The sequence below is a fragment of the Megasphaera micronuciformis F0359 genome, from assembly GCF_000165735.1.
Taxonomy (GTDB): domain Bacteria; phylum Bacillota; class Negativicutes; order Veillonellales; family Megasphaeraceae; genus Megasphaera; species Megasphaera micronuciformis.
The window spans coordinates 1-23,466 of sequence record NZ_GL538184.1; the positions used below are offsets into that span (position 1 = coordinate 1).

A 23,466-nucleotide genomic window follows, 5' to 3' on the forward strand; every position below is an offset into this window, starting at 1 on the left:
TTTCTTTGTCACATATGTCCTGTTCTCTTACACTGATATGAATTTGTCAAGTATTATTTTTCAACTTTCGCAAGCGTATATTTCTTTTTACCCTTGCGAACAATAATATACGAACCTTCCGAATTTTTGTGAGGTCGAACGATTTCTTCCAAATCGGTTACCTTGATGCCGTTAATCGTAATGGCACCGTTTTGAACGTCTTCTCGAGCTTGGCGCTTGGACGGGCAAATTTTCGTGTCGACCAGCCAATCGACGACGGCCTTTTCTTCAGGTCCTACCGTTACGGTAGGCATCTTGCCGAAAGCTTGTTCCAATTCACGTTTCGTCAAGTCGGCAATACTGCCTCGATACAAGGCTTCCGTAATATTTTCCGCTTCCTTCAAAGCTTCTGTTCCATGTACGAATATCGTTACCTCTTCAGCCAGACGACGCTGTGCCAGTCTCTTTTCGGGTGCTTCTTGTACGGTTTTTTCCAGTTCTTCAATTTCTTCTTCTCCTAAGAAGGTGAAGTATTTCAAATACCGCACGACGTCCGCATCATCCTGGTTGAGCCAGAATTGGTAGAACTCGAAGGGTGACGTTTTTTCCGGATCGAGCCAAATAGCTCCCCCTGCCGTCTTACCGAATTTCGTGCCGTCCGACTTCAACATAAGCGGAATGGTCAACCCGTATGCTTCCTGTTCCGACCCTTCCAGTTTATGAATCATGTCGATACCGGCCGTAATATTTCCCCACTGATCGGCACCGCCGATTTGTATCTGCACATCCCGTTCTTTTAAGAGATGATGGAAGTCTACAGACTGTAAAATCTGGTAAGAAAATTCCGTAAAGGAAATCCCCGCTTCCAAGCGACTGGCCACCACATCCTTAGCCAACATAACATTGACGCTGAACAATTTGCCGTAATCGCGCAAGAAGCCGAGAAGATCCAGCTTAGAGAGCCAATCATAGTTGTTGACAATGGTAATATTGGAGTCTTCTCCGAAAAGATGCACGAACTGTGTTTTTAATTTCTTCGCATTTTCACCGATTTGTTCAACCGTTTGTAACTGTCTTTCCGTTTTTCGTCCGCTGGGATCACCGATAACACCCGTACCGCCGCCGATAAGGATATACGGATGATGGCCAGCCAGTTGAAATCGTTTTAACATCATAAAAGGAATCAAATGTCCGATATGCATGCTGTCACCCGTCGGGTCAACGCCGCAATACAAGGAGACGCTCTTTTCTTGCGTCAACTTGCGTAATCCCGCTTCGTCGGTCATTTGATTAACCGCGCCGCGCCAAGATAATTCATCAATAATATTCATGGCTCTCGCTCCTTTATATAATATGGATTTATTATAGCAGTAACCCTTGCGATTCTCAACGTATTTTACTTGGCTTCTTCGTTGCAAAAAAGAAAGCGACTCCTACGAGTCGCTTCTCATTTATGAAAATCGTGTTAAATCAGCAATAGCCGACTTGGCCGATAACCAGGTATGCGGCGGATTGAAGCCGGCTTTTTCAAGTTCCAATTGGCAGGCGAATACGGCAGGAACAGCACTCTTACATACATCTTGCTCATACATGTACTTTAACCCCGTTTTTAATTCCCCGTCACATAAGACCTTGCCCTTTTCCATCAAGACCAGGCGTGTCGCATAGGGAACGACAGCTTCAAGCGAATGCTCGATAACAATAATCGTATGACCGTGGGCACGGTTCAATTCATGAACTAGTTCATAGAATTCATGGGTGCCTTCCGGGTCAAGGGCCGATGTCGGCTCATCGAAGACCAAAATTTCCGGATTGGTTGCCAAGACACCGGCAATGACCAAGCGCTGCCGCTGCCCGCCCGAAAGGTCCGACAAACGACGTTCACGAAATTCCGCGAGGCCTACTTTTTCCAATGCTTCATCAACAGCCACGGCAATCTCTTCAGCACCCATCCCCATATTTTCCAGAGAAAAGGCGATTTCTTCTTCAACCGTCATAGCAACAAGCTGGCTGTCGTAATCATCCAACATAGTACCCACATGCTTGGACAAGTCGGCAATAGTCGACTGCGTTACAGCTTTTCCTTTAACGTAGACCATCCCCTTCATGACACCGCCGAAGTAGTGCGGAATCGCACCGCTCATAGCCATGCACAAAGAACTTTTGCCGCTGCCGCTTTCCCCCGTAACAACCAGAAAATCACCTTTATGTACCTGTAAGTTTACATCATCCAAAACGGGATTTTTCTTTCCGTTGTACGTATAAGAAAGATGTTCCATGGAGATCAGTGCGTCCGAAGAGGGAATCAATTCATAGTCCGAATGGTCGGAAATATGCTCTTCCTCATCTTGCGAATCAATGAAACCTCGCGACGACAACAGGCGGTGAGCCGGAAAATACATAAGCGGTGTAATCACACCGTTAAGCAAACCGATGATGGCGACTAAGGGAAGCATCCCTTTGAGATATACTTCTAAGGGCAAGTTCATGACGAACTTTAAAATCGTTACAAACGCTCCACCGCTCATGCACGTAGCCAAAAAACCGCTGAGCAAAGGCAAGAGAGAATATCGGCCGAAACGTAAGGATGCAAAATTTTTGACCATAAAAGCACAAGTCAAGGCCCCCAACGGTTCACTGACCAGGTTCCCGTAAGGAAATCCCGATTTTGAGGTCAAAACATTGATCAGTGCCGCCACCAAGCCGATACCCAAAGCCTGTCGATATGACGGTTTGGTAAGGCAGATAGCCACACAGTAGGTAGCGATAGTCCAGTTGGGAGTAACTCCCGCCACGCTGGGAGATACGAGGTGAAGAATAGTCCCTATGGCCAATAACAAAGTAGATACGGTTATCCAGCGGAATTGTCCGCCTTGGCGATGGTGAAATTCCAATTCGCCTATATTTTCGATTGTTTTCACGACAATTCCTCCTTTATCCGACTACGTTCATCAATAAGGTGTAATCGGTCATGCGACCGTATACAACTAAAATACTTACCATAAGCATTAAAACAACTATTATATAGTCTGCCGTTCGAAGCGTTACGTTGGCAATAAAACTGTGTTCATTACTGCCGAAAGCTCTCAATTCAAGACTCAAAGCCATTGTTTCGGAACGACCCAAAGATTTAAGAATAAGCGGTTGAACGACGGTCATATAGTTTTTAAGCCGTTTTACAATATTCCCCGAAACGGAAAGACCGCGACAAGATTGAGCCTCGCGTACAGACTTACTTTCAGCAATGAAGTCGGGCACAAACCGCAAGGCGGCAGTGAACATAAAGGCATATTCATAAGGTATATGCACCTGTTTTACTAAGGCAGCCGTTAAGTCCTGAAGACGGGTCGTTGTTAATAAAATGATGAAAACCGTCGTCATGGACAACATGCGAAATCCCGTTACATACGCCGATTCAAGCGAACCGCCGCCAAGGAGTTGAACCAATCCTAAAAAGACGGCAAACACACACAGGCTCAGTAACCCCTTCAAATTTCTCTTAAACTCTCCGCACGTTGCCAGCAGAACGACTTCTACAATCACCAGTCCTATAAGAGGAGCCGGTGTATTAAATACGAGAGCCCAAAAGGAAAAGGCGACCGTTCCTATAAGTTTTGTCAAAGGTACTAATCGATTTAACATGTCCGTGCTCCTTTCACGCGTGCCAACAAGGCTTCTCTGAAAGCCTCCATGGTCGGGCAGTAAGGCAATCCCGGTACGGCCATCGCCATTTCCACCGAATCGGGACGACTAAGCCCCAACTCATACAAGTCATCTCTTCGAGTAAAGAGTTCTTCCGGCGTACCGTCAAAGGCTTTCGTACGGTTACCGATAATAATGACACGTTTGCAATATTCAGCCAAAAGTTCCATATCATGAGTGATTAATAAAACGGTAATTCCCTGACGGTTCAAGTCCGACAGAAGCTCCATGAGTCGGCGCTTTTCTTTGTTATCCTGACCGCTTGTAGGCTCATCCAAAATAATATACTGCGTGTTCATGGCCAAGGCTGATGCAATGGCCACTCTCTGTTTTTCACTGCGGTTCAGGTTAGGCGGATATTCCGCTGCTTTTTCCGTAAGACCCGTTTCGGCTAAAGCCTTTACGACAGCCGCTTCCACTTCATCTTTGCTACGCCCCGCCTGTTCCGGTCCGTAAGCCACTTCTTCCGCTACGGTAGGCCGAAACATTTGTCGCTCAGGCCTTTGAAATACATACCCGATATAGCGGCTTCTTTCTGACGGTTCCGTTGCGGTTACGTCACGGTCATCTATCAAGATCTGCCCTTTAGAAGGCTTTTCCAAGCCCATCATCAAACGCGTTACCGTCGTTTTACCGCAACCGTTCCGACCGCCTAAGCCGATGAACTCCCCTTCGCGTATTATTAAATTCATATTCTCCAACACGGGAACACCGTTTCCGTATGCAAATCCCACATCTTTCAATTCCAGCATCTTTTTCCCTCCAAACAACAAAAAACCTTCCATCCCTTATAAAGGGACGAAAGGTTACATATTCTTCCGCGGTACCACCCAAATTGGCATTGCGCCCGACTCATCATGTACAGCTTATGCGATACACGTTTCTTTATTAACGGTGGAAATACACCGGCACTCCCTACTGGTTTCCGTTCAGGGCGCATCTCCCGAATCCATTCCGTTTGTCGACACGTACCGGGCTCTCACCGCCGCCGGCTCTCTGAAACTGTCAGCTCAAACGTACTCGTTTCGTTCATAGACTCTTTAATATATGATAAGTAATATACAGGCTTTTTTCTCAAAAGTCAACTATTTTAATGGCCCGTATTTCCCAATAAATTTAAAACAAGCACTCCTGCAAGGATCAATATAATACCTATAATATTATATACATTCATCGTCTCCCCGAAAACGTTGACGGCAATAATGGCCGTTGCTACCAAACCAACACCCGACCAAGTCGCATAGGTTACATTTAACGGCAACGTATTCATAATAGTTGCCAAAACATAAAAAGCAATACCGTAGCAAATAAAGACGCCTACTGTAGGAAAAAGTCGTGAATATCCGTCGGACATCTTCATGAAAGAGGTACCCAAAAGTTCAAAGACAATAGAAATACCGAGCAGAAGATAACTTTGCATACCGCTTATCCTTTCGCATTCAATGCCGCTTCATTCAATTTCAACCCGCACGCTTTTTCCAAAGCCCGTAAATTATCCGTCGAAACGCCCTGACGTTTTCCACCCATGGCGGCAACGGTACAACAAATTTGTGCCGATTTTTCCAAAACTTCCATGAGGCCGAAGGTATCGTCGAAATCGTCACCGCACGTAAAGGTACCGTGCTGAGCCCAGACGACGGCCCGATAGTTTTTCATCTTTTCCAAGGTCGCTTCTGCGGCTTCCCGGCTGCCGGGCAATACCCAGGGAACAATACCGATTCCTTCCGGAAAAACGATAGGATTTTCTATATCCGCTTCCCATAAATGGCGCGTAAACACGGCATCATCCAAGGGGATCGTAAAGGTACTGGCAATTAAATAAGGCGGATGGGCATGATAAATGACCCTATTCTTTTCTTCATCCGCCGTCTTTTTCAAGGCGCTTACAGCCAAATGAGTGGGCAACTCGCTCGTCGGTCTCCCCTGTCCTTCCAACCCCCAGACAATACGATAGGCAGCCCCGTCTGTCGATATTTCAATAATCCCTGCACAGCGACGCGGCTCTTTTACAACGTGTCGCATCCACTTGCCGCTTCCCGTGACGAGGTAATATTCGCCACCCACATGCGGTTCCGCTTTCACCAAGGCTTGCCAAGGCTCCGTTTTATGAAATAAGGCCTCACAGGCTTTCACTTCTTTCGTCGTCAACCGGTACGTAAGGTTACCGCCGTTACGCTCGTGCCAACCGCGTCGATCCGCCGCTTCGGCAAGATCTGAAAAATCTCTGAAAAAGGGCATTTCTTCTATATACATCCGTCTGTCCTCCTGTTCTATCCGTAGGATACCATAACCCGGAAAGTTTCGTCCATAATCCCTCTTGACAAGAAGTATACCTTTCCGATAGACTATGGAACAAGATAATTTTATATGTGCTTATCCAGAGTGGCGGAGGGACTGGCCCGATGAAACCCGGCAACCGTTAACACGGTGCTAATTCCTGCGGATATTTTCCGAGAGATAAGGGACGACAATTTCCCCCTTTCCTCACGGAAAGGGGATTTTTACAGGTAAGCACCCATTTATGAAGGAGGATATGTTATGTATTCATTAAAAAAACTTTCCGTTCTTGCCGCAGTAACCTTAGTAGCGGCGGCAGCCTTCGTGTCCGGTTGTGGCAGTAATGCACCTGCAGGCGGCACGGAGACAACTAAAAACACGGTGGTTACCGTAGCGGCTACACCCGTTCCTCACAGTGAGATTCTCAACGAAATCAAGCCCTTATTAGCCAAAGAAGGTATTGATTTAAAAATCATCGAATTTACGGACTATGTAAAGCCGAACCTGGCCTTGGCCGATAAGGAAGTAGACGCAACCTTCCATCAGCATCTGCCCTTCTTGGAAAAATTCAATGCCGAACACAATACAAACCTCGTTTCCGCCGGCAATGTACACATTGAACCTATGGGCGTGTATTCACATAAAATAAAAGCTTTAAGCGATCTCCCCCTTAAGGCTAAGGTGGCTATTCCCAACGATCCCTCTAACGGCGGACGCGCTCTTTTAATTTTACAGGCTGCCGGACTCATTAAATTGAAAGACGGAGGCACCGTTTCCAGTACGGTTCAGGATATTACGGACAACCCGAAACAATTACAGTTCAGTGAGCTGGATGCGGCTCAGGTACCTCGTGCCATCGACGATGTAGATATTGCTGTAATCAACACGAACTTCGCCCTCGAAGCGGGGCTCAATCCTTTGAAGGATTCTCTTTTCCTGGAAGCTAAGGATTCCCCGTATGCCAACATCCTTGCCATCCGTGCAGGCGACGAATCTCGTCCGGAAATTCAAAAGCTTTTGAAGGCCCTCCAATCACCTGAAGTAAAGAAATTCATTGAAGACAAATACAAGGGTGCTATTTTACCCAGTTTCTAACAGGCACACAAAAAACGGTGCAACTCGACAATGAGTTGCACCGTTTTTATATTACTGATTGGCTTGTTCCAGGTCTTTCTTTACAGCTTCTACGAACTGATCGTAGTTAATGGTAGCTCCTGAAATGGCGTCAACCTGACCAAGTTTTTGCTTCTGCAGCAATTGATCCGCATACTTTCGTTGCGATTCATAAGCAACCTTCGCTTTCTTCGCATTTGTAGGATCCTTATCATTACCGTAGTTTTCGTCCTTCACAGTCGTACCGTCCTTATCAATACCCTTGTATTCGACGGCCGTAATCTTATGGTCCTTAATAGTAAGAGTAATGACCGCCTTACCGTGTACCTTATCGACGGAACTTTCCGCTGTATACGTACCGTCTTTGGTCTTTGACAAATCGCAGCATGATGCGTTTTGCGACTTGTTATTTTCCGCCGGCTGTTGAGCCTCTTCACTACCGCAACCTGTCAGAAGCTGCGTTGCCGCATAGGCGGCACAAAGAAAGATGGCATATTTTTTTACACTCATTGACTTCTCCTTATTCTTTCGTAACCATATGGCCGTGTTCAATAACAACACAGCGTTGAGCCTGAGCGCCTACATCTGCCGAGTGGGTTACCGTAATAATCGTATGGCCTTCGTCATGCAATTCACGGAAAATCTTCATGACCAAATTCTGATTGGCTTCATCCAAGTTCCCTGTCGGTTCATCGGCCAAAAGGATGACAGGATAATTAATCAAAGCGCGGGCAATGCATACACGTTGCTGTTCACCGCCGGATAACTGGCTGGGTAGATGGTTGGCCCGATCCTGCAGACCCACGCGTTCCATCATGGCCATAGCTTCATCCCGGTCCGGCATGGAATGGTAATACTGTGCGACCATAACATTTTCTACAGCTGTTAAATAAGGTATTAAGTGGAATTGCTGGAATACCATACCGATTTTGCTACGTCGCATTTCCGTAAGCTGTGCATCGGAAATATTGTGCAAATCGATTCCGTCAAGGATAACGGAACCGCTTGTCGCATGGTCCATGCAACCGATGATATTCATCAACGTTGTTTTACCGGATCCGGACGGCCCCATAATGGCGACCCATTCGCCCTTTTCAACGGACATATTAATATGTTGTAATGCCATGACCTTACCGTTGTAGGCCATGGACACATCTTTTAATTCCAATAAACTCATGAGGTTCCTCCCTTATTCGCCGCGAAGGACAATGGCCGGATCGACGCTTGTCGCAATTCGGACGGGCACCAGGCTGGCCGCACCGGTAACCAAGATAGATAAGATAATGGATATAAGTGCCACGGACGGCGAGAAGTCGATAGCCCGATTAAAGACATTCATACTGACCCCTTGGGCAAATACATACCCGAAGCCGCTTCCCAGGACACCGCCTATACCGCCGAGAAAACACCCTTCACCGAAGAACTCGATGACTATGTTCTTATTACTTGCTCCCAACGCCTTTTTCAGGCCGATTTCTTTACGGCGTTCCGTAACAACGGCCATCATCGTTGTCGTTACACAAATCATAGTCAGCATGAGAACGACAATCGTAACGAGAAGGACGAGGACCTGAAGTTTACCCAATACATTTCCTTCAGAGCGGGTAATCTGCTGTACAGGTTGAGCCTGAATGTTGGCATCCCCCTTATCGAGATCTGCAACAATTCCGTTCAGCTTATCTCCGTCAGCTACAATACTGACCTGTGCCAAACTTACTTGATTCGGCTTTTCGGAAAGGTCTTGCATTTCTTTCAAATCAATGAAAGCAAACTGTTCTTCCTTACTGCCCGTTGCTACGATACCGGCTACCTTAAAGTTTCTCATAGCCTTGCCCTCACCGGCACTGACCGTCACATTTTGACCGATAAGCTTATCCGGGTCGCGAGAAATCTTCTTGGCCAATTCCGCGCCGAGGAGGATTTCCCGCTCTCCCTTTTGAGGCCACTGCCCACGGACCTGCCAATAGGTATTGACCTTCTTAGCCGCCTCGAAATCGGTACCGCTCGTCGTTACAGGTTGCTTATTCACTTCAATCGTATCATACAAAAAGGGGGTTACCCCTACGACTTCATTGCCTGAAAGCAATTGATTTACTGTGGACAGTTCCCCTTCATTAAAGGTACCCTTATCGCCGTTGGGAAGAATCAAAAGGTTGGCCCCGTATGCACGGAATTCACGCCCCATCTGCTGAGGCACTTCTTCATACACCGTAATCATGCCCGAAATAATTGTCGCACCGACGGCAACAGCCAAGAGAGCTACGAGCATACGCGTGTGTCTGCGCAGCAGGGCATGTATAACCATTGTAAAAAACATTTTATATTTTTTTATCATACAAATCACCTGCCATGAAGTACACTTGCGGGTTGCAAGGAAAGTAAGGTACGAATCGCCGGCACGCTGCCCAATAAGATAACGGCAACCATTAGGGCTCCGACAATAGGTACTACAATAATATTATTGGCAATAGCCGAACCGAATACGGTATAACCGATTACCTGTGCAAATCCCATGCCGATAAAATACCCTACGATACCGCCCAAAATCCCGGCTATTAAAGTTTCCGTCAAAATCATAAGAATGACTTCGTAATTTTTAGCTCCCAAAGCCTTCATTAACCCGATTTCCCGGCTCCGTTCCATAACATTGGCGCTGACCAGATTGGAAACACCTAAAGCGGCGCTGATCAGGCTGAGAACCGTAATAAGGAGCATAAGAAGCTGAGTTTTATCGAGAATTTTACCTTCCGACTCGGCAATCTGCCGAACAGGTCGAGCGCTTGAATTGTTGACTACTTCCTCAATCTGAAAAGCAATGGAACTTACATAGGCCGTACAATACCAGATTTCCCGTTCTGCCTGAGACAAACGTTCCGGGTTGGCAGCCGCTTTTCGAGCCAAATCGTTTTCAGGTGTCGTAATGGCACTGACTTCGATTTCACTGACCTTTCCTTTCAGATTCAAGGCCTGCTGCACAACGGGAAGACTTGCCAGAATAGCATTGTCTTCGTTGCCGCCGCCTGAAACGATCCCGGCAATAACAAACTGCCCTTGTGTCCCGTCGGCACGACGATACGAAAGGGTATCCCCGGTCTTAACTTGTAGCGACTCAGCCAGCTTCTGGCCGACGAGAACCTGGTCCGTATTATCCTTCGGCCAATCTCCGTCAATTTGCCACCACGATTTCATTTCTTCTACGCCCGTATCGAAAGCGTCGCCGGTCGGCAAAGTCATGTGATAATTAAACCACGTACCTGTCAGGTTCACATTTTGTCCGTTCACACTTACCGTACCGTTCAGCATGGGTGTGAAGGCGACAATATTATTGGTCCAGAAAATCGTTTTGATTTTCCCCAAATCTTCTTCATTCAAATACTCTTTATGCCCGCTGTCGCTGCCAACGCCGTATACATCGTTAAGAAGCGAAGCGTTTTTCGGAGCAACCGTAATGTTGGCACCGAAGGCCTTTAATTCCTGATTGACCTTGTCGCCTACGTCAAACATAACATTGAGCATAGCCGCCGCCAAAGATACACCGAGAGCGACGGTCAAAGCAATCAGGAAAAACCGTCCTCGTTGTCTTATAAGGGCTCCTTTTACCATGGTCCAGAACATACCTTCACCCCCTTCTTAACGGAATACCTTGCGGTTCGCTTCCAACTCGTTGGCATCGATAACAAGCTTACCGCCTTCAATCGTATATTTAACGGGTATGGGATTGCAACCGCCCTTAACTCCTATAGTCGCCTTATTCATGACAACGTCGCAGAGCTTGCACACTACTTGCCCGTCTTTTTCATAATACCCTGTAGGTCCGCAGACTTCGCAGGCATCCAAGCCTACTCCGTACGCCGATCCGCCCTTTAATATAACGATAAACCGTACGCCTTCACCACCGGACCCTCTGTAGGTATAGCGATGTAAATGGCCGTCGGCAAATTCGTTCAAATCAATGGCAATCCTACCGTTTTGTGCCTGTACCTGCACAGCCGGAACAATTTGTTCCTTATGGTTAGCATAAGACCAACCGAAAGACGACAGGCAGGTCATGATTATTAAAAGTACGACCGTCCCTACACCCCATCGGCGCTTTGATTTGGCATTGGCAACAATCCGCCTGTATTCCGCCGGATTACTCCCTTCGGGGCGTTGCGGTTTAGGTTGCGAAAACAGCGTAAGGGGCACAAAGAGAACGGCCGCATAAATAACAAATACCAACACGTCCTGATTGTTAATAATAGGTGCCATTACCTTTATCAGCGATCCGCTGGGTAAAAATTGTCTTGCCATGGCAACGCGAATAGCATATAAAATCTGTTCAATAAATAAAGCTATAATCTGTACAAAAAAGACGAAAAGAAGTCGCTTATAATTCAAGGCCGCTGCTGCTTCATACGTAACGGCGGCGCTTAAAAGTCCAAAGAGAATACCCGTTAAAAAGCCCAGGTTTTCAATAAGGAAATTGAGCGTCATGTATTTCCCTGTCGCACCGATAAAGATTTGATACGGCATGAGCCAAAGTTCCATTCCGTGAAAAAGAATAAACATAATGGCCAATACGAAAGCACTCATAGTCACGACTTTATTGACCTTTTTCGATAAGTCCCGTTTAAAGAACAGCATGACAAGTAAAACGACTTCGGCAACAATGGCTATTACAATAGTAAGTGCTTCAAAGCCTTCTCTCGTAATAGCATCCCGCGTACCGACTTTGACGACCACAAAGAAAAGAGACAGCCAAAACCCCCAATAGAGGGCTCTTTTCAGTGTATTCTTGTATTCCGGAAGATCCAGCCGTAAAAAAACGGCTAAAAGAATCCCTAAAGGGATTGCCAAAGTAACGCCCTGTACCATGGCCGGAATAAATTGCAAGAGAAATGCCTGTAACATGTTGTACTCCTTTACATAAGAAGAACGTCCTACCGTCCGGTCGCAATAAGGCTATTACGGTCCGGCCGGCAGGACGCTGCTTCTTCAGGTTATGCGTTCAAATATACTTACCAGTTACGAGGAACGTAGTTGAACGTCCAGTGGAGAACAACCGGTTCGTTCCAGAAACGACCTTCAACACCGGTTTCCTTATCTACGTGCAAACCGTAGTTCATACGATACGGGCTGTCGATTGTAAATTCGCAATCATAGGTGCCGGCACCGAGCATCTTCAAATTAGCACCATAGTGAGGACCGTCGTCAGCATTCATAGGCATAAATACGCCTTCCATCGTTTCGCCCGTTTCCTGCTTCGTAAACTTGTAGTGAACTGTCAGGTAGGGAATCCATTCGCCTACGCCGAAGCCCGTATTATTACCTTCCGTTGCATGAATATCCGTTTCCATATGGAGATCTGCTTTATCAGGGCTGAGCATAACACCTGCCGGTTCCATCTGTACCGGTTGGAAGTATACTAACGCCACGTTAAAGTGTTGGTCTTTTACTTCTTGTTCTTCGCCGATGGGGTACTCTTCAAAAGCATACGTGGACTGACCGCCGAATGCTGCGAAAGAACCGGCCATTGCGGCAACTGCCAATGCAACTTTCAATTTTTTGAACTTGGAATTAAACATGAGAATACACTCCTTTTATGAATTTTGAGCAGCTTCATCGTGATTGCGATTTTTTCTGCTTCTATAATAAACCATACCGATAGCCAAGAGGATCATAAAACCTTGGGCTCCCAGCGTTTCCGCAGTGGGGTAAATGCCGAGATAGTCGATGGTGGGAATCACGGATGATTCCAAAACCGTCTGGCTGACGACACCGGCCTCCTGCAGTTCCGCAATACCGCCACCGGCAAAGCTTACTGCCAAGATATACATTAAGGCACTGGTAAAGATGAAGAAAGGGCGCAAGGGAATACGTAAAATCCCGTGCTGCATAAGGAAGAACAAAATGGCAAGGACCACACATCCTGCACCGAACCCGGCCCAAATAAGATGCGTATCGCTGGACGAATTATTAAACAAGGCCTGATAGAACAGGATAACTTCCGCGCCTTCGCGATATACTGCCAAGAAAGCCGCCATGCCGAGAGCTCGTGCCCGCCCGGTCGTCATGGTCGTATTAATCATATTTTCAATATATTCTTTCCATGCGTTCTTATCCGATTTCGCTCCGAGCCATGCACTGGTAAAGAACAAAACGACAACGGCAACCAGGGCCGTAACGCCTTCAATCATTTCGCGGCTTGCACCGACTCCCGCTTCTTGAGAAATCAAGGTGCTGAAAAGGTAAGCCGTAATAAAGCTGGCAACGATAGCTGCCAATGAATAGTTATAAACCGTCTTCAAGTACTTGTCATTTCCCGATTTGCGTAAATAAGCAATGATAGCCAGCAGCACCAACATCGCTTCAATACCTTCACGAAGCAAAATCAGGAAAGCCGGACCGAAGGTTGCCCAACCGCCGCCGGAAGCACCCTTCCCTTCCAATTTGGAAACGTCATCCATAACCATCTTATTCAATTTATCCGCTTCTTCTCGGACCTGAGCACTGTTGTTCGGCTGGCTCATAACCTTTTTCAGTTTGCTGAATTGGTATTCCGTTAATGCTGCGTCTTTTGCCGCTACGCTGGCTCTGATAGCCGGTTCCAAGCCGTCTTTTTCATAAATGCCGTAATAAGCATCATTCACAGCCGCCTTAGCGCCTTCCGCATTTCCCGAGTCATAGGTTTTTACAGCATTGTCAATAGACTGAGTTACATGTTGACCGACTTGCTCCCACTTGGGTGCCGCCTGTGAATCGGGAGAGCTTCCGAAAAACAGAAGAACCGCTGCCGCCGCAACCAGCCATTTGCGTATATTCATCAATTTGTCACTCCTTTAGCGTATTCATATTTTCATATTTCGTAACCAACCTGCTTATTCTTTTTCCAACTTGGGAGGTGAATTGAAGGGAATGGAAATGTTCTTGTATGAAGCAATGGGATTTCCGTTTTCGTCCGTTGCCGGCTTGAATAGCCATTTTTTAGCATATTCCACAGCCAGGGAGTTAATGCGATTCATTTCAGGATTATTACGATCTCTGACGGGTGTCATCAGCTTACCTCGGGGCACTTTCCCGTCCGTATTGATATAGGCTTGAACGGTAATATAGCCTTTAAACTTGACAATACCGCGAGGAGGGTATTCCGTATGTTCCGTAATAGGAGGGTTGCCTCGTTTCTGGCCGCCCCCGCCACCGTTGCCTTTTTTGCCCCCGCCGGTCGATTTCGTTACACTCGGCTGTCCGTTTTGTGCCGACTTGGTGACTAAAGCATTGTACGGATCCGTAGCCGTCACGGGACTGGTAACCGTCTCCGGAACGGGCGTCACCGGTTCTTGTGTCGGCTGCGGGGTCTCCTCTTTTTGTTCATCTTTTGGTTCGTCTTTTTGTTCATCCTGCTGTGCATCCTGATTTGAACCGTCTCCGCCGTCACCATCCGTACCGTCTCCCGCCGAATATTCGACAGTAGGCTCCGACGGCTGTGCATCGGCACTGCCTTCAATCCAAGGAACTAAAAATCCGAAAACACCGATTATAACGACATGTATTGCAAAGGCTATTAAGACCGCCGGTTTCCATTTAGATTTAAATCTCATTGTCTCGCCTTCCCGTTATTTATCAACTGATATAGATATATGTTGTACACCTGCCGCTTTCAATGAATCAAGGGCATACGCAATATTTTCATACGGAGCTTTGCGGTCGCCGCGTACGACAAAAACCGCATCGGGATCCTCAACCACTTTCTTTTTAATCTTTTCGTCAAAATCCGACGACGGTTTTGTCTCCTGTTCATATAGAATATCGCCGCTTGACGTAATAGTAATCATCACAGTATGCGGTTTTACATCATTTTCCGCAGCCTGTCCTGCAGGCAAGTTGACGCGAATAGCATTGGCTTGAATCATAGAAATGCTGCTGATCATAAAAAACACAAGAAGAAACAGCATAATATCAATCATAGGAATGATAATAACCGCCGGCTGAGTCAGGATTCTTCGATCACGTCTCATACCTTTTCTCCGTTCTTACCGCATTCGGCTAAAATAACCGACGTAACTTTATCCAAGGCCGTCAGTATTTCATCGAGCTTCTGAGCCAGCACGGTATGGATAACCAAAGCCATAATGGCCACACACAAACCCGTGGCCGTAGCAATTAATGCCTCGCCGATACCGCCTGTAATAGCAGTCGGTTCACCGGCTTGCATGCTGAACACGTTAAACGATGAAATCATGCCCGAAATAGTTCCCAACAATCCGAGCAACGGTGACAGGGTAACAATCATACCCAAATAGTTTAAATGAGCCCGTAAATGGCCGGATATATCATTGTATGCCGTGTCAAGTGCCAAAGTTACGTCGCCGCCGCGCATAGCTTCTTTTATGCCCTGCGTAGCTACATAAGCTACGGCCGAGTCATCGTGTTCACAATCTTCCAATACGTACTGCACGCCGTTATTTCGTAGGGCCAAGGGTAGCCAGGCTAAGAAATGCTCCGTTCCCTTATTTAACCGTCTGTAAAACGCTATTCGTTCCGCCGCAATCGTTACGACTCCGAGTGAACAAAGGACGAGAATATACATAACCGCGCCGCCCTTTTCAAACAGTTCCAAGCCGTTCAACTTTCATCCCTCCGGTATATTACAAACTGGACAGCCACATATCATAACTACATAGCTAAATTTCATTCCTTATGATATAGGTTATCATTATCCTTAAATTCGTGTTAAGTATATCAAAACGATATATACCTGTCAAATTCATTAAGAATTGTGGCAGATAAATTTATGCCTTGTATTAGCCATTGTACCAAAATTTTTAAACTGAAAATATTTATTTTAATTTTTTTCAATCTCACTCCCACGAGGTTGAATGACAAAAACTCACAGTAATTTTGATATTGTTAACCAAATGTAATGTTGTTTTTTCTTATTATGCCGTTTGACAGTCTATTCACCCTACTTTTATAATAATATTGCATATTGCAAGGTCGACTATATCATTACTATGAGGGATGAATATGATAAAAAAAGAAAAAGTCGCCTTTAAAGACGACCATCGCAGGATTTACACCCTATTTCTCATCCTCTTAGCGGGAACACTCTGTTTCGCCTGTTCCGCTTTCTATGTAAATCTCCCCAAAATCCCCGTGCTTAAAATCATTGATGCCTTTACGGGTCCGACGGGGGTGAGACGATGAGATCATGCGGGCGAGTTGTAGCTACACTCTTACTGATACTCTTCATATTGCATAGTATCTTGGGTGCCACTTCACTCACGGGCTTAAGTAACATCGGGTTATATCCTCTCTTGTTAACCTTTCAAATCATCCTGGCCGTACACATTGTAATCGGGGCGATTTATACTTACCGTTCTTTACACGGCGGTCAAATTAATTATTGGCATCTGAACAAAAACCTATGGATTCGCAGGTTGAGCGGCCTTCTCGTACTTATTGCCGCCTTGTGCCACGCTTATCTTTTCGATCACTTGGCCTTTTTGGGCATGCAAACACGAACGGCATTATATACTGCAACCAACTTAATCTTGTTGGTGTCCCTCTTTGTTCACATTAAATATAATGCCGCCGCTTACATCATTGCCCACGGGGCCCGCCATTATAATAGGCGCGTCGTCGATTTTCTCGTATTCTTATGTGTCTTCTTTTTTTACTTCGCTTTTGCAAATATTTATTTTTACCTTAACTAATTTAAGACAGGACGTTGAATACTATTGCAAAACCTTATTATCGGTGCCGGCATCGCCGGCATGAGTGCCGCCTTACACTTGGCACGTAAACAAATACCTGTAATTCTTCTTTCTCCCGTACCGTCCGTACAAAGTCAATCGGTAATGGCTGAAGGCGGTATCAATGCAGCCTTGGGAAAAGATGACAGCAGCGAGTTGCATTTCCGCGATACTTGGGAAAGCGGCGGTCGTTTAGCAAATAAGGAAGCCGTGCGTCATATGACGCGGCGTGCCCCGGAAGTTATTGCCGACTTGCAATCACTGGCAACCGCTTTTACGCTGGACGAATCCGGCAAACCGGCGTTGCGCCCTTTCGGAGGGCAAAGTGTAAACCGCACGGTCCACGCCGATGCAACGACGGGTAAACAAATCGTAACAGCTCTGATTTACGAACTTCGCAAATATGAAGAATCCGGTCTGGTCAAAAGACTGCCGGACCTTTATTTTTTCGACTTGGCAGTTAAAGACGGAGCTGTTTATGGAGCCTATGCCTATAGTCGGCATCGAAAAAAAGCTTTCTTTATTCCTGCCGAACGCATTGTCATAGCTGCCGGCGGGCTGAACGGTTTATTTGGCAATACAACCGGTTCCGTCGTCAATACGGGTGACGTGACGGCACGCCTTTTTACACACGGTGTCACACTGGCCAACGGCGAGTTGGTCCAGTATCACCCCACCACCTTCCGACGGCCCGGAAAAAACATGCTTATTTCCGAGGCTTTACGCGGATCGGGTGGAAGGTTGTTCACGGAAAAAGACGGACAGAGACGCTACTTTATGGAAGAAAAATTCGGGCCTAAGGGAAACCTCATGCCCCGCGACGTTGTATCTCGCGAAGAATATCATGTCATCCGTAAATGGGGAACCCCGATTTACCTGGATACGACGGTTATCCCTAAAGAGTTGTTCCGAACTTCCTTAACCGGGTTTGTAGACGACTGCCGTGAATACTTCCACGTTGATCCCGAAACAACCCCTATTCCCGTACTTTACGGCATCCACTACTTTATGGGCGGCGTTTATGTAGATCCCCATCACCGCACAAACCTTCGAGGCCTGTACAGCGCCGGTGAAAATGCTTGCCAATACCACGGAGCTAACCGCCTTGGCGGCAATTCTCTCTTAGGAGCCTTCTTCGGCGGTCTGGTCGTAGCCGAGTCGATTATAGCCGACAGCGGCGCAGAAACCTCAGAAAATTTTCAAGTCGAAGACATTGATATAACGCCTTTCTTAGCACCCTATGCGGAAAAAGAATCTCAACCGGGAGCTCACGCCGAAACGGTAACGGAATTTCAAAAAATTATGCAACAAACGCTGGCCATTTCCCGTGATGAAGAAACGCTGACAGCAGGTCTTGCCGAACTTGAAGCTTTGGAAAAGCGCTGGCACAAAGTCTACGATCCCTTTGCGGCTTTTGATGAAAATATTTTATTGGAACACCGATTCGTTTTAGCCAAAGCGATGATCTTAGCTGCAAGGGAACGAAAAGAAAGCCGCGGTGCACATAATCGTAGCGACTACCCGGAACGTAACGAAGCTTACGAAAAAACACATTTATACGAATTTACGGACGGACAAATCCGTCTATCTTGGAAGAAGGAGAACGAATGATAACCGTACATATTACTCGTGGTGAGGCGGTGCATGGCGCTTCACACATAGATGTCTTTACCTATGACGGCGATATGACGATTACCGTTGCCGATTATTTAACGCTCCTCAACCGTGATAAAGCCTTGCGCACCGACGTAAACGGCAAGCTCCGGCCTCCCGTAATCTGGGACTGTGGTTGTCTCGAGGGTAAGTGCGGAGCTTGTGCCATGGTCATTAACGGCGTCCCCCGTTTGGCTTGCCGTTCATTCCTGGATAAGGTAGGTCGACGCGGTTCCATCACTATAAGGCCGCTCAGCAAATTCCCTTTAATCTGCGATTTGTCCGTAAGTAAAGATAAGATGTTCGAAACCTTAAAAAAGCGACAAATTTGGACAGAGAAAGCTGTTATCAGTGAAGACACGGAAACTCGCAATCTTATTTATAAATCCGGACAATGCCTGGAATGCGGTTGTTGCCTAGAAGTGTGTCCCAATTTCAAAGGCATCTTTGACGGGCGCGGCGATAATGCTTTTCCCGGTCCGATTTACGCAGTCGAAACCTATCGTGCCGACAGAACAAGCGATGATGACTATCACCGTCATAAGTTACACATTCTCTATAACGACTTATTCTACGAAAACTGCGACAATTCCATGGGTTGTAAAGCCGTCTGCCCTGCTAAAATTCCTCACGACGAACTACAAGCTCGTCTTAACAGTAAAAAACGGGTATAAACAAAAAAGCCGGAAGACTATATACAGTCTTCCGGCTTTTTTGTTTAGGATTGTATCTTCATGCTTGTAAAGCGGTGTTCTAGTGATAATCTTGCAAAGCCGCTACGTGATGGTAGCCGTCACCTTTGCCTTTGTTGGCAAAGACGCGCAACACTTCGCGAGCCGTATCGAGAGACGTCAAGCAAGGCACGGCCAGTTCGACAGCCATACGCCGCAAATTAAATCCGTCTCGTTCCGGCCGTTTGCCGAAGGTCAACGTATTAACGACCAGGTCGATTTTTCCGTTGCGTATCATAGTCGCAATATTTTGCCCGTCTTCATGAATTTTTTTAACGATATCTACATTCATACCGTGGTCCGTAAAGTATTTCCCGGTACCTTCAGTCGCTATAATGTGATATCCCAAGCTACGGAAGCCTTCAGCCAAATGCATGGCTTCTTCCTTATCCCTGTCGGCTACGGTCAACAAGATTGTACCGCCTGCGGGAATTCTCATCTTAGCACCGTTAACAGCCTTGTACAAAGCTTCCGAATAGGTCTTTCCGATACCCATAACTTCGCCTGTCGACTTCATTTCCGGCCCCAAAGCGATTTCCGCCAGCCCGATCTTACTGAACGAGAATACAGGAGCCTTTGCCGCTACATAGTCTTTAACCGGCAAGAGACCGCTACCGTATCCCAAGTCCTTCAAAGTAGCTCCCAAGGCGACACGCGTAGCAATTTCAACCATAGGTACGCGAGTTACCTTGCTAAGGAAGGGTACCGTCCGGCTCGAACGCGGATTGACTTCAATAATATACAATTTACCGCGAGCCAACACGAACTGGATATTGACGCTTCCTTTTACTTGAAGTTCCAACGTAATCCTTGTCGTATAATCAACAATCTGATCAATCATATCCCGATCCAATTGTTGCGGCGGATAAACGGCAATGGAATCACCTGAATGAACTCCGGCCCGTTCTACCTGTTCCATAATGCCGGGAATGAATACATCCGTTCCGTCCGAAACGGCATCTACTTCCAATTCACGACCTACCATGTATTCGTCAATGAGAATCGGGTGGTCGGGTGAGGCAATAACGGCTTCACGCAAATACCGCTCCAATTCACTTTCCGTATACACAATTTCCATAGCACGACCACCTAAGACATAGGACGGGCGTACTATTAAGGGAAATTCCAATTCGGAGGCAACCTTCATAGCTTCCGTGTCGCTCGTTGCGATACGTCCTGCCGGACGAGGTATATCCAGCTTCGTCAAAAGATCGTCGAATTTTTCACGGTCTTCGGCTCTATCCATTCCGGCCACGGATGTACCCAATACATTAACTCCGCGAGCCGCCAAGGGGGCTGCCAAGTTAATGGCCGTCTGTCCGCCGAACTGGCAAATAACACCGACAGGCTTTTCCTTATCAATGACAGCCATGACATCTTCTACCGTCAACGGTTCAAAATACAGACTGTCCGAAGTATCAAAGTCCGTACTTACCGTTTCAGGATTGTTATTAATAATAATGCTGTTCATACCGGCCTTGCGTAAAGCCCATGCCGAGTGAACGGAGCAATAGTCAAATTCCACCCCTTGCCCGATCCGAATAGGGCCGGAGCCGATGACGATAACACTCTTATCTCCTAAGGGTTTTACTTCGTCTTCTACGGCATAAGACGAATAATAGTACGGCGTTTCCGCTTCAAATTCGGCTGAGCACGTATCAACCATCTTAAAAGTCGGCAAGATGCCCGAGGCCGTACGATAAGCACGTACTTCATCTTCCGTCTTCCCTACGAGACCGGCAATGACACCGTCGGGGATACTGTATTTCTTAGCAAGGCGGACATTTTCATCCGTCAGTCCTTCACGGCCGAGTCTATTTTCCAAGTCGACAATATTCTTCAACTTGCGTAAGAACCACAAATCGTATCCTGTAATAAAGTGAATCTTTTCTTCGCTGATACCCATGCGTAAAGCCTGGGTAACTACGAAAATACGTTCATCATCCTGTCGCTGTAACAGTTCAACAATATCGATGAGCGACTTTGTTTCCAGGGACTTCAGTCGCAGGTAATCAACACCGATTTCCAAAGACCGTACCGCCTTCAATATAGCGCCTTCAAAGGTTCGATCAATAGCCATGACTTCGCCGGTTGCCTTCATTTGTGTCCCCAGGGTACGGTCGGCAAGAGCAAATTTTTCAAAAGGCCAGCGCGGGAACTTAATAACACAATAATCCAATGTCGGTTCAAAGCAGGCCATGGTTTTACCCGTAACGGCATTGGGAATTTCATCCAACGTAAGCCCCGTAGCCACCTTAGCCGCTACTTTCGCAATGGGATATCCGGTAGCTTTGGAAGCCAGTGCGGATGAACGGCTGACACGCGGGTTTACTTCAATTACATAATACCGATTGCTGTTCGGGTCGAGGGCATACTGTACATTACAACCGCCTTCGATTTTCAAACGGCGAATAATATCGACCGATGCGGTACGCAAGAGTTGATACTGCAAGTCATTCAATGTCTGACTGGGCGCTACAACAATAGAATCCCCTGTATGCACGCCCACGGGGTCGATATTTTCCATGTTACAAATAATGACGCAGTTATCCGCCTTGTCGCGCATAACTTCGTACTCAACTTCTTTCCAGCCGGCTACAGAGCGCTCAACGAGAATTTGATGAATAGGGCTGAGTTTGATGCCGCGCGTAGCAATCATGAACAATTCATCTTCATCGTGAGCAATACCGCCGCCCGTACCGCCCAGGGTATAGGCCGGTCGCACGATAACGGGATACCCGATGGAGTTGGCAAAATCGACGGATTCCTGAACATTTTCAAAAATATCGCTTTCCGGAACAGGTTGATTGATATCCTTCATTGCCTTTTTGAATAATTCGCGATCTTCCGCTTCTTCAATGGCACTAAGCTTTGTCCCCAACAGTTTGACACCGTATTTTTCAAGCACACCGTTTTCAGCCAGTTCAATAGCCATATTAAGGCCTACCTGCCCGCCTAGGGTTGCTAAAAGACCGTCGGGACGTTCTTTTTCAATAACCTCCGCCACGTAGTCAAGCGTAATCGGTTCAATATACACTCTGTCGGCAATATCTTCATCCGTCATAATCGTCGCCGGATTACTGTTAATCAAGACAACTTCCAAGCCTTCTTCTTTCAAAGCTCGGCAGGCCTGAGTTCCTGCATAGTCGAATTCAGCCGCCTGCCCGATGATAATCGGCCCCGAGCCGATTACGAGAACCTTCTTTAATGCTTCAGCCATCTTATTTGCCCTCCATCATCTTGACGAATTGTTTAAACAAGTACAGGTTATCCGTCGGTCCCGGTGAGGCTTCGGGATGATATTGTACACAAAACATCTGTTTTTCCGGAATCGCGAATCCTTCCAGCGTATTATCGTGCAAGTTACGGTGCGTAATAATTGCTTCAGGAGGTAATGTTTTTTCATCAATAATATAGCCGTGGTTCTGCGATGTAATGTAGACCCTACCGCTTTGCTGGTCTTTCACCGGGTGATTGGAGCCTCTGTGACCGAAAGCCAGTTTTTTAGCCTTACCGCCTAAAGCCAATCCCAGCAGCTGAAGTCCCATGCAAATACCGAAAATAGGCTTTTTACCGATGAGTTTCTTTACTTCCACCACCATTTCCGGCACATCTTCCGGATCTCCCGGCCCGTTGGAAAGGAAGATCCCGTCAGGATTCAGAGCCAGTATTTCTTCCGCCGACGTATGGCACGGCAACACGGTAATAGAGCAATCATTTTTGATGAGTTCCCGTAAAATATTTTCCTTCGCGCCGTAGTCCATAACGGCCACGTGGTATTTTCCTTTACCGCGCTTCTTTACTTTACGCGTCGACACTTGCTCAATAACATCTTTATCGAGTTCCGTCGACATCAGTTCTTTAATTTCTTCTTCGCTCATCGTTTCCGGTACGATAACGCCCTTCATAACACCATGGTTACGAATAACACGAGTAACGGCTCGCGTATCTACATCATAAATGCAGGGGATGTGATGAGTCATAATAAAGGTAGCTAACGGGCCTTCATTCTGCCAATTACTCGGAGAGTCGCATAATTCGCTGAGTACAAAGCCCTTTGCATAAGGGCGATCGGCCTGTTCTATTTCATGGAAAAGTCCGTAATTACCGATAAGCGGATATGTCATAGTAATAATCTGTCCGGCATAAGACGGATCCGTAAATGTTTCCTGATACCCCGTCATACCCGTATTAAATACAACTTCACCTACGGCCGGTTCTGCCGTAAGCATCTTACCGTAAAACCGTTCACCGCTTTCTAATATGAGGATTCCTTTCAT

23 protein-coding genes, 1 riboswitch and 1 other annotated feature are annotated in these 23,466 nt (G+C 46.7%); of the genes, 5 read left to right on the forward strand and 18 right to left on the reverse strand.

The annotated features are described in order from the left end of the window. Window positions 1-53: 53 nt before the first annotated feature. From tyrS to rhaD, 6 genes are all read right to left on the reverse strand, one after another. Window positions 54-1,310 (reverse strand): tyrosine--tRNA ligase, encoded by a 1,257-nt coding sequence (gene tyrS, locus HMPREF9429_RS01175; RefSeq protein WP_006941000.1) that lies wholly within the window; start codon window positions 1,308-1,310, stop codon window positions 54-56. Between the two features lie 120 nt (window positions 1,311-1,430). Beyond that, window positions 1,431-2,900 carry a tryptophan transporter gene (locus HMPREF9429_RS01180; RefSeq protein ID WP_006941001.1) on the reverse strand — a complete coding sequence of 490 codons (1,470 nt, stop codon included), beginning with the start codon at window positions 2,898-2,900 and terminating at the stop codon, window positions 1,431-1,433. A gap of 13 nt (window positions 2,901-2,913) precedes the next feature. Beyond that, a complete protein-coding gene (locus tag HMPREF9429_RS01185) occupies window positions 2,914-3,621 on the reverse strand; it encodes an energy-coupling factor transporter transmembrane component T (protein ID WP_006941002.1) in 708 nt (235 codons plus the stop codon). Further along, window positions 3,615-4,433 (reverse strand): energy-coupling factor ABC transporter ATP-binding protein, encoded by an 819-nt coding sequence (locus tag HMPREF9429_RS01190; protein WP_040773210.1) that lies wholly within the window; start codon window positions 4,431-4,433, stop codon window positions 3,615-3,617. The genes HMPREF9429_RS01185 and HMPREF9429_RS01190 overlap by 7 nt, the downstream gene beginning before the upstream one ends. 39 nt (window positions 4,434-4,472) lie before the next feature. Further along, window positions 4,473-4,723 (reverse strand) — a binding site (T-box leader). A 48-nt stretch (window positions 4,724-4,771) separates the two neighbouring features. Next, window positions 4,772-5,101, reverse strand: coding sequence for a DMT family transporter (locus HMPREF9429_RS01195; protein WP_006941006.1), 330 nt, complete (start codon window positions 5,099-5,101; stop codon window positions 4,772-4,774). 5 nt (window positions 5,102-5,106) lie between these two features. After that, the gene (gene rhaD / locus HMPREF9429_RS01200; protein ID WP_006941007.1) at window positions 5,107-5,934 is read right to left on the reverse strand and encodes a rhamnulose-1-phosphate aldolase; all 828 of its coding nucleotides are present in this window, start codon (window positions 5,932-5,934) and stop codon (window positions 5,107-5,109) included. Window positions 5,935-6,051: 117 nt separating this feature from the next. After that, window positions 6,052-6,145, forward strand: a riboswitch (SAM riboswitch). A 74-nt stretch (window positions 6,146-6,219) separates the two neighbouring features. Between rhaD and HMPREF9429_RS01205 the strand changes: the two genes are divergently transcribed. Beyond that, complete coding sequence (locus tag HMPREF9429_RS01205) at window positions 6,220-7,053, forward strand: MetQ/NlpA family ABC transporter substrate-binding protein (protein WP_006941008.1); 834 nt, start codon at window positions 6,220-6,222, stop codon at window positions 7,051-7,053. Between the two features lie 51 nt (window positions 7,054-7,104). On the opposite strand, the gene HMPREF9429_RS01210 is transcribed toward HMPREF9429_RS01205, so the two are convergent. From HMPREF9429_RS01210 to HMPREF9429_RS01255, 10 genes are all read right to left on the reverse strand, one after another. Further along, window positions 7,105-7,581, reverse strand: coding sequence for an FMN-binding protein (locus HMPREF9429_RS01210; protein WP_006941009.1), 477 nt, complete (start codon window positions 7,579-7,581; stop codon window positions 7,105-7,107). A gap of 10 nt (window positions 7,582-7,591) precedes the next feature. Next, window positions 7,592-8,248 carry an ABC transporter ATP-binding protein gene (locus tag HMPREF9429_RS01215; protein WP_006941012.1) on the reverse strand — a complete coding sequence of 219 codons (657 nt, stop codon included), beginning with the start codon at window positions 8,246-8,248 and terminating at the stop codon, window positions 7,592-7,594. A gap of 12 nt (window positions 8,249-8,260) precedes the next feature. Then, on the reverse strand, window positions 8,261-9,406 hold the full coding sequence (locus HMPREF9429_RS01220) for an ABC transporter permease (protein WP_006941013.1): 1,146 nt from the start codon (window positions 9,404-9,406) through the stop codon (window positions 8,261-8,263). Window positions 9,407-9,411: 5 nt separating this feature from the next. Beyond that, on the reverse strand, window positions 9,412-10,686 hold the full coding sequence (locus HMPREF9429_RS01225) for an ABC transporter permease (RefSeq protein ID WP_006941014.1): 1,275 nt from the start codon (window positions 10,684-10,686) through the stop codon (window positions 9,412-9,414). Window positions 10,687-10,701: 15 nt separating this feature from the next. Next, entirely contained in the window at window positions 10,702-11,961 is a 1,260-nt protein-coding gene (locus HMPREF9429_RS01230; RefSeq protein ID WP_006941027.1) for a DUF2318 domain-containing protein, read from the reverse strand. 107 nt (window positions 11,962-12,068) lie between these two features. Then, window positions 12,069-12,635, reverse strand: a complete 567-nt coding sequence (locus HMPREF9429_RS01235; protein ID WP_006941028.1) for an iron transporter — start codon at window positions 12,633-12,635, stop codon at window positions 12,069-12,071. 15 nt (window positions 12,636-12,650) lie between these two features. After that, the gene (locus HMPREF9429_RS01240; RefSeq protein WP_006941033.1) at window positions 12,651-13,874 is read right to left on the reverse strand and encodes an FTR1 family iron permease; all 1,224 of its coding nucleotides are present in this window, start codon (window positions 13,872-13,874) and stop codon (window positions 12,651-12,653) included. Window positions 13,875-13,928: 54 nt separating this feature from the next. Then, window positions 13,929-14,648 (reverse strand): hypothetical protein, encoded by a 720-nt coding sequence (locus tag HMPREF9429_RS08815; RefSeq protein WP_006941034.1) that lies wholly within the window; start codon window positions 14,646-14,648, stop codon window positions 13,929-13,931. 15 nt (window positions 14,649-14,663) lie between these two features. Further along, window positions 14,664-15,065 carry an ExbD/TolR family protein gene (locus tag HMPREF9429_RS01250; protein ID WP_006941035.1) on the reverse strand — a complete coding sequence of 134 codons (402 nt, stop codon included), beginning with the start codon at window positions 15,063-15,065 and terminating at the stop codon, window positions 14,664-14,666. After that, window positions 15,062-15,676, reverse strand: a complete 615-nt coding sequence (locus HMPREF9429_RS01255; protein ID WP_006941036.1) for a MotA/TolQ/ExbB proton channel family protein — start codon at window positions 15,674-15,676, stop codon at window positions 15,062-15,064. The genes HMPREF9429_RS01250 and HMPREF9429_RS01255 overlap by 4 nt, the downstream gene beginning before the upstream one ends. Before the next feature lie 398 nt (window positions 15,677-16,074). On the opposite strand from HMPREF9429_RS01255, the gene HMPREF9429_RS01260 reads away from it, so the two are divergent. From HMPREF9429_RS01260 to HMPREF9429_RS01275, 4 genes are read left to right on the forward strand one after another with little or no spacing between them, the layout of a single operon-like run. After that, the gene (locus HMPREF9429_RS01260) at window positions 16,075-16,254 is read left to right on the forward strand and encodes a hypothetical protein (RefSeq protein ID WP_040773214.1); all 180 of its coding nucleotides are present in this window, start codon (window positions 16,075-16,077) and stop codon (window positions 16,252-16,254) included. Beyond that, the gene (locus HMPREF9429_RS01265) at window positions 16,251-16,763 is read left to right on the forward strand and encodes a hypothetical protein (RefSeq protein ID WP_006941038.1); all 513 of its coding nucleotides are present in this window, start codon (window positions 16,251-16,253) and stop codon (window positions 16,761-16,763) included. Before HMPREF9429_RS01260 ends, HMPREF9429_RS01265 begins: the two co-directional genes overlap by 4 nt. 24 nt (window positions 16,764-16,787) lie before the next feature. Beyond that, window positions 16,788-18,413 (forward strand): L-aspartate oxidase, encoded by a 1,626-nt coding sequence (locus HMPREF9429_RS01270; RefSeq protein ID WP_006941039.1) that lies wholly within the window; start codon window positions 16,788-16,790, stop codon window positions 18,411-18,413. Beyond that, window positions 18,410-19,129, forward strand: coding sequence for a 2Fe-2S iron-sulfur cluster-binding protein (locus HMPREF9429_RS01275; RefSeq protein ID WP_006941040.1), 720 nt, complete (start codon window positions 18,410-18,412; stop codon window positions 19,127-19,129). The genes HMPREF9429_RS01270 and HMPREF9429_RS01275 overlap by 4 nt, the downstream gene beginning before the upstream one ends. A gap of 79 nt (window positions 19,130-19,208) precedes the next feature. Here HMPREF9429_RS01275 and carB read toward each other — a convergent pair whose 3' ends face one another. Together carB and carA are read right to left on the reverse strand one after the other, a co-directional pair. Further along, window positions 19,209-22,406, reverse strand: a complete 3,198-nt coding sequence (gene carB, locus HMPREF9429_RS01280; protein ID WP_006941041.1) for a carbamoyl-phosphate synthase large subunit — start codon at window positions 22,404-22,406, stop codon at window positions 19,209-19,211. Window position 22,407: 1 nt separating this feature from the next. Next, entirely contained in the window at window positions 22,408-23,466 is a 1,059-nt protein-coding gene (gene carA / locus HMPREF9429_RS01285) for a glutamine-hydrolyzing carbamoyl-phosphate synthase small subunit (protein ID WP_006941042.1), read from the reverse strand.

Coding starts and splice junctions, on each gene's coding strand:
- tyrS (WP_006941000.1), bottom strand. CDS start 1,310: ATGAATATTATTGATGAATTATCTTGGCGCGGCGCGGTTAATCAAATG.
- HMPREF9429_RS01185 (WP_006941002.1), bottom strand. CDS start 3,621: ATGTTAAATCGATTAGTACCTTTGACAAAACTTATAGGAACGGTCGCC.
- HMPREF9429_RS01190 (WP_040773210.1), bottom strand. CDS start 4,433: ATGCTGGAATTGAAAGATGTGGGATTTGCATACGGAAACGGTGTTCCC.
- HMPREF9429_RS01195 (WP_006941006.1), bottom strand. CDS start 5,101: ATGCAAAGTTATCTTCTGCTCGGTATTTCTATTGTCTTTGAACTTTTG.
- rhaD (WP_006941007.1), bottom strand. CDS start 5,934: ATGTATATAGAAGAAATGCCCTTTTTCAGAGATTTTTCAGATCTTGCC.
- HMPREF9429_RS01205 (WP_006941008.1), top strand. CDS start 6,220: ATGTATTCATTAAAAAAACTTTCCGTTCTTGCCGCAGTAACCTTAGTA.
- HMPREF9429_RS01210 (WP_006941009.1), bottom strand. CDS start 7,581: ATGAGTGTAAAAAAATATGCCATCTTTCTTTGTGCCGCCTATGCGGCA.
- HMPREF9429_RS01215 (WP_006941012.1), bottom strand. CDS start 8,248: ATGAGTTTATTGGAATTAAAAGATGTGTCCATGGCCTACAACGGTAAG.
- HMPREF9429_RS01220 (WP_006941013.1), bottom strand. CDS start 9,406: ATGATAAAAAAATATAAAATGTTTTTTACAATGGTTATACATGCCCTG.
- HMPREF9429_RS01225 (WP_006941014.1), bottom strand. CDS start 10,686: ATGTTCTGGACCATGGTAAAAGGAGCCCTTATAAGACAACGAGGACGG.
- HMPREF9429_RS01230 (WP_006941027.1), bottom strand. CDS start 11,961: ATGTTACAGGCATTTCTCTTGCAATTTATTCCGGCCATGGTACAGGGC.
- HMPREF9429_RS01235 (WP_006941028.1), bottom strand. CDS start 12,635: ATGTTTAATTCCAAGTTCAAAAAATTGAAAGTTGCATTGGCAGTTGCC.
- HMPREF9429_RS01240 (WP_006941033.1), bottom strand. CDS start 13,874: ATGAATATACGCAAATGGCTGGTTGCGGCGGCAGCGGTTCTTCTGTTT.
- HMPREF9429_RS08815 (WP_006941034.1), bottom strand. CDS start 14,648: ATGAGATTTAAATCTAAATGGAAACCGGCGGTCTTAATAGCCTTTGCA.
- HMPREF9429_RS01250 (WP_006941035.1), bottom strand. CDS start 15,065: ATGAGACGTGATCGAAGAATCCTGACTCAGCCGGCGGTTATTATCATT.
- HMPREF9429_RS01260 (WP_040773214.1), top strand. CDS start 16,075: ATGATAAAAAAAGAAAAAGTCGCCTTTAAAGACGACCATCGCAGGATT.
- HMPREF9429_RS01265 (WP_006941038.1), top strand. CDS start 16,251: ATGAGATCATGCGGGCGAGTTGTAGCTACACTCTTACTGATACTCTTC.
- HMPREF9429_RS01275 (WP_006941040.1), top strand. CDS start 18,410: ATGATAACCGTACATATTACTCGTGGTGAGGCGGTGCATGGCGCTTCA.
- carB (WP_006941041.1), bottom strand. CDS start 22,406: ATGGCTGAAGCATTAAAGAAGGTTCTCGTAATCGGCTCGGGGCCGATT.
- carA (WP_006941042.1), bottom strand. CDS start 23,466: ATGAAAGGAATCCTCATATTAGAAAGCGGTGAACGGTTTTACGGTAAG.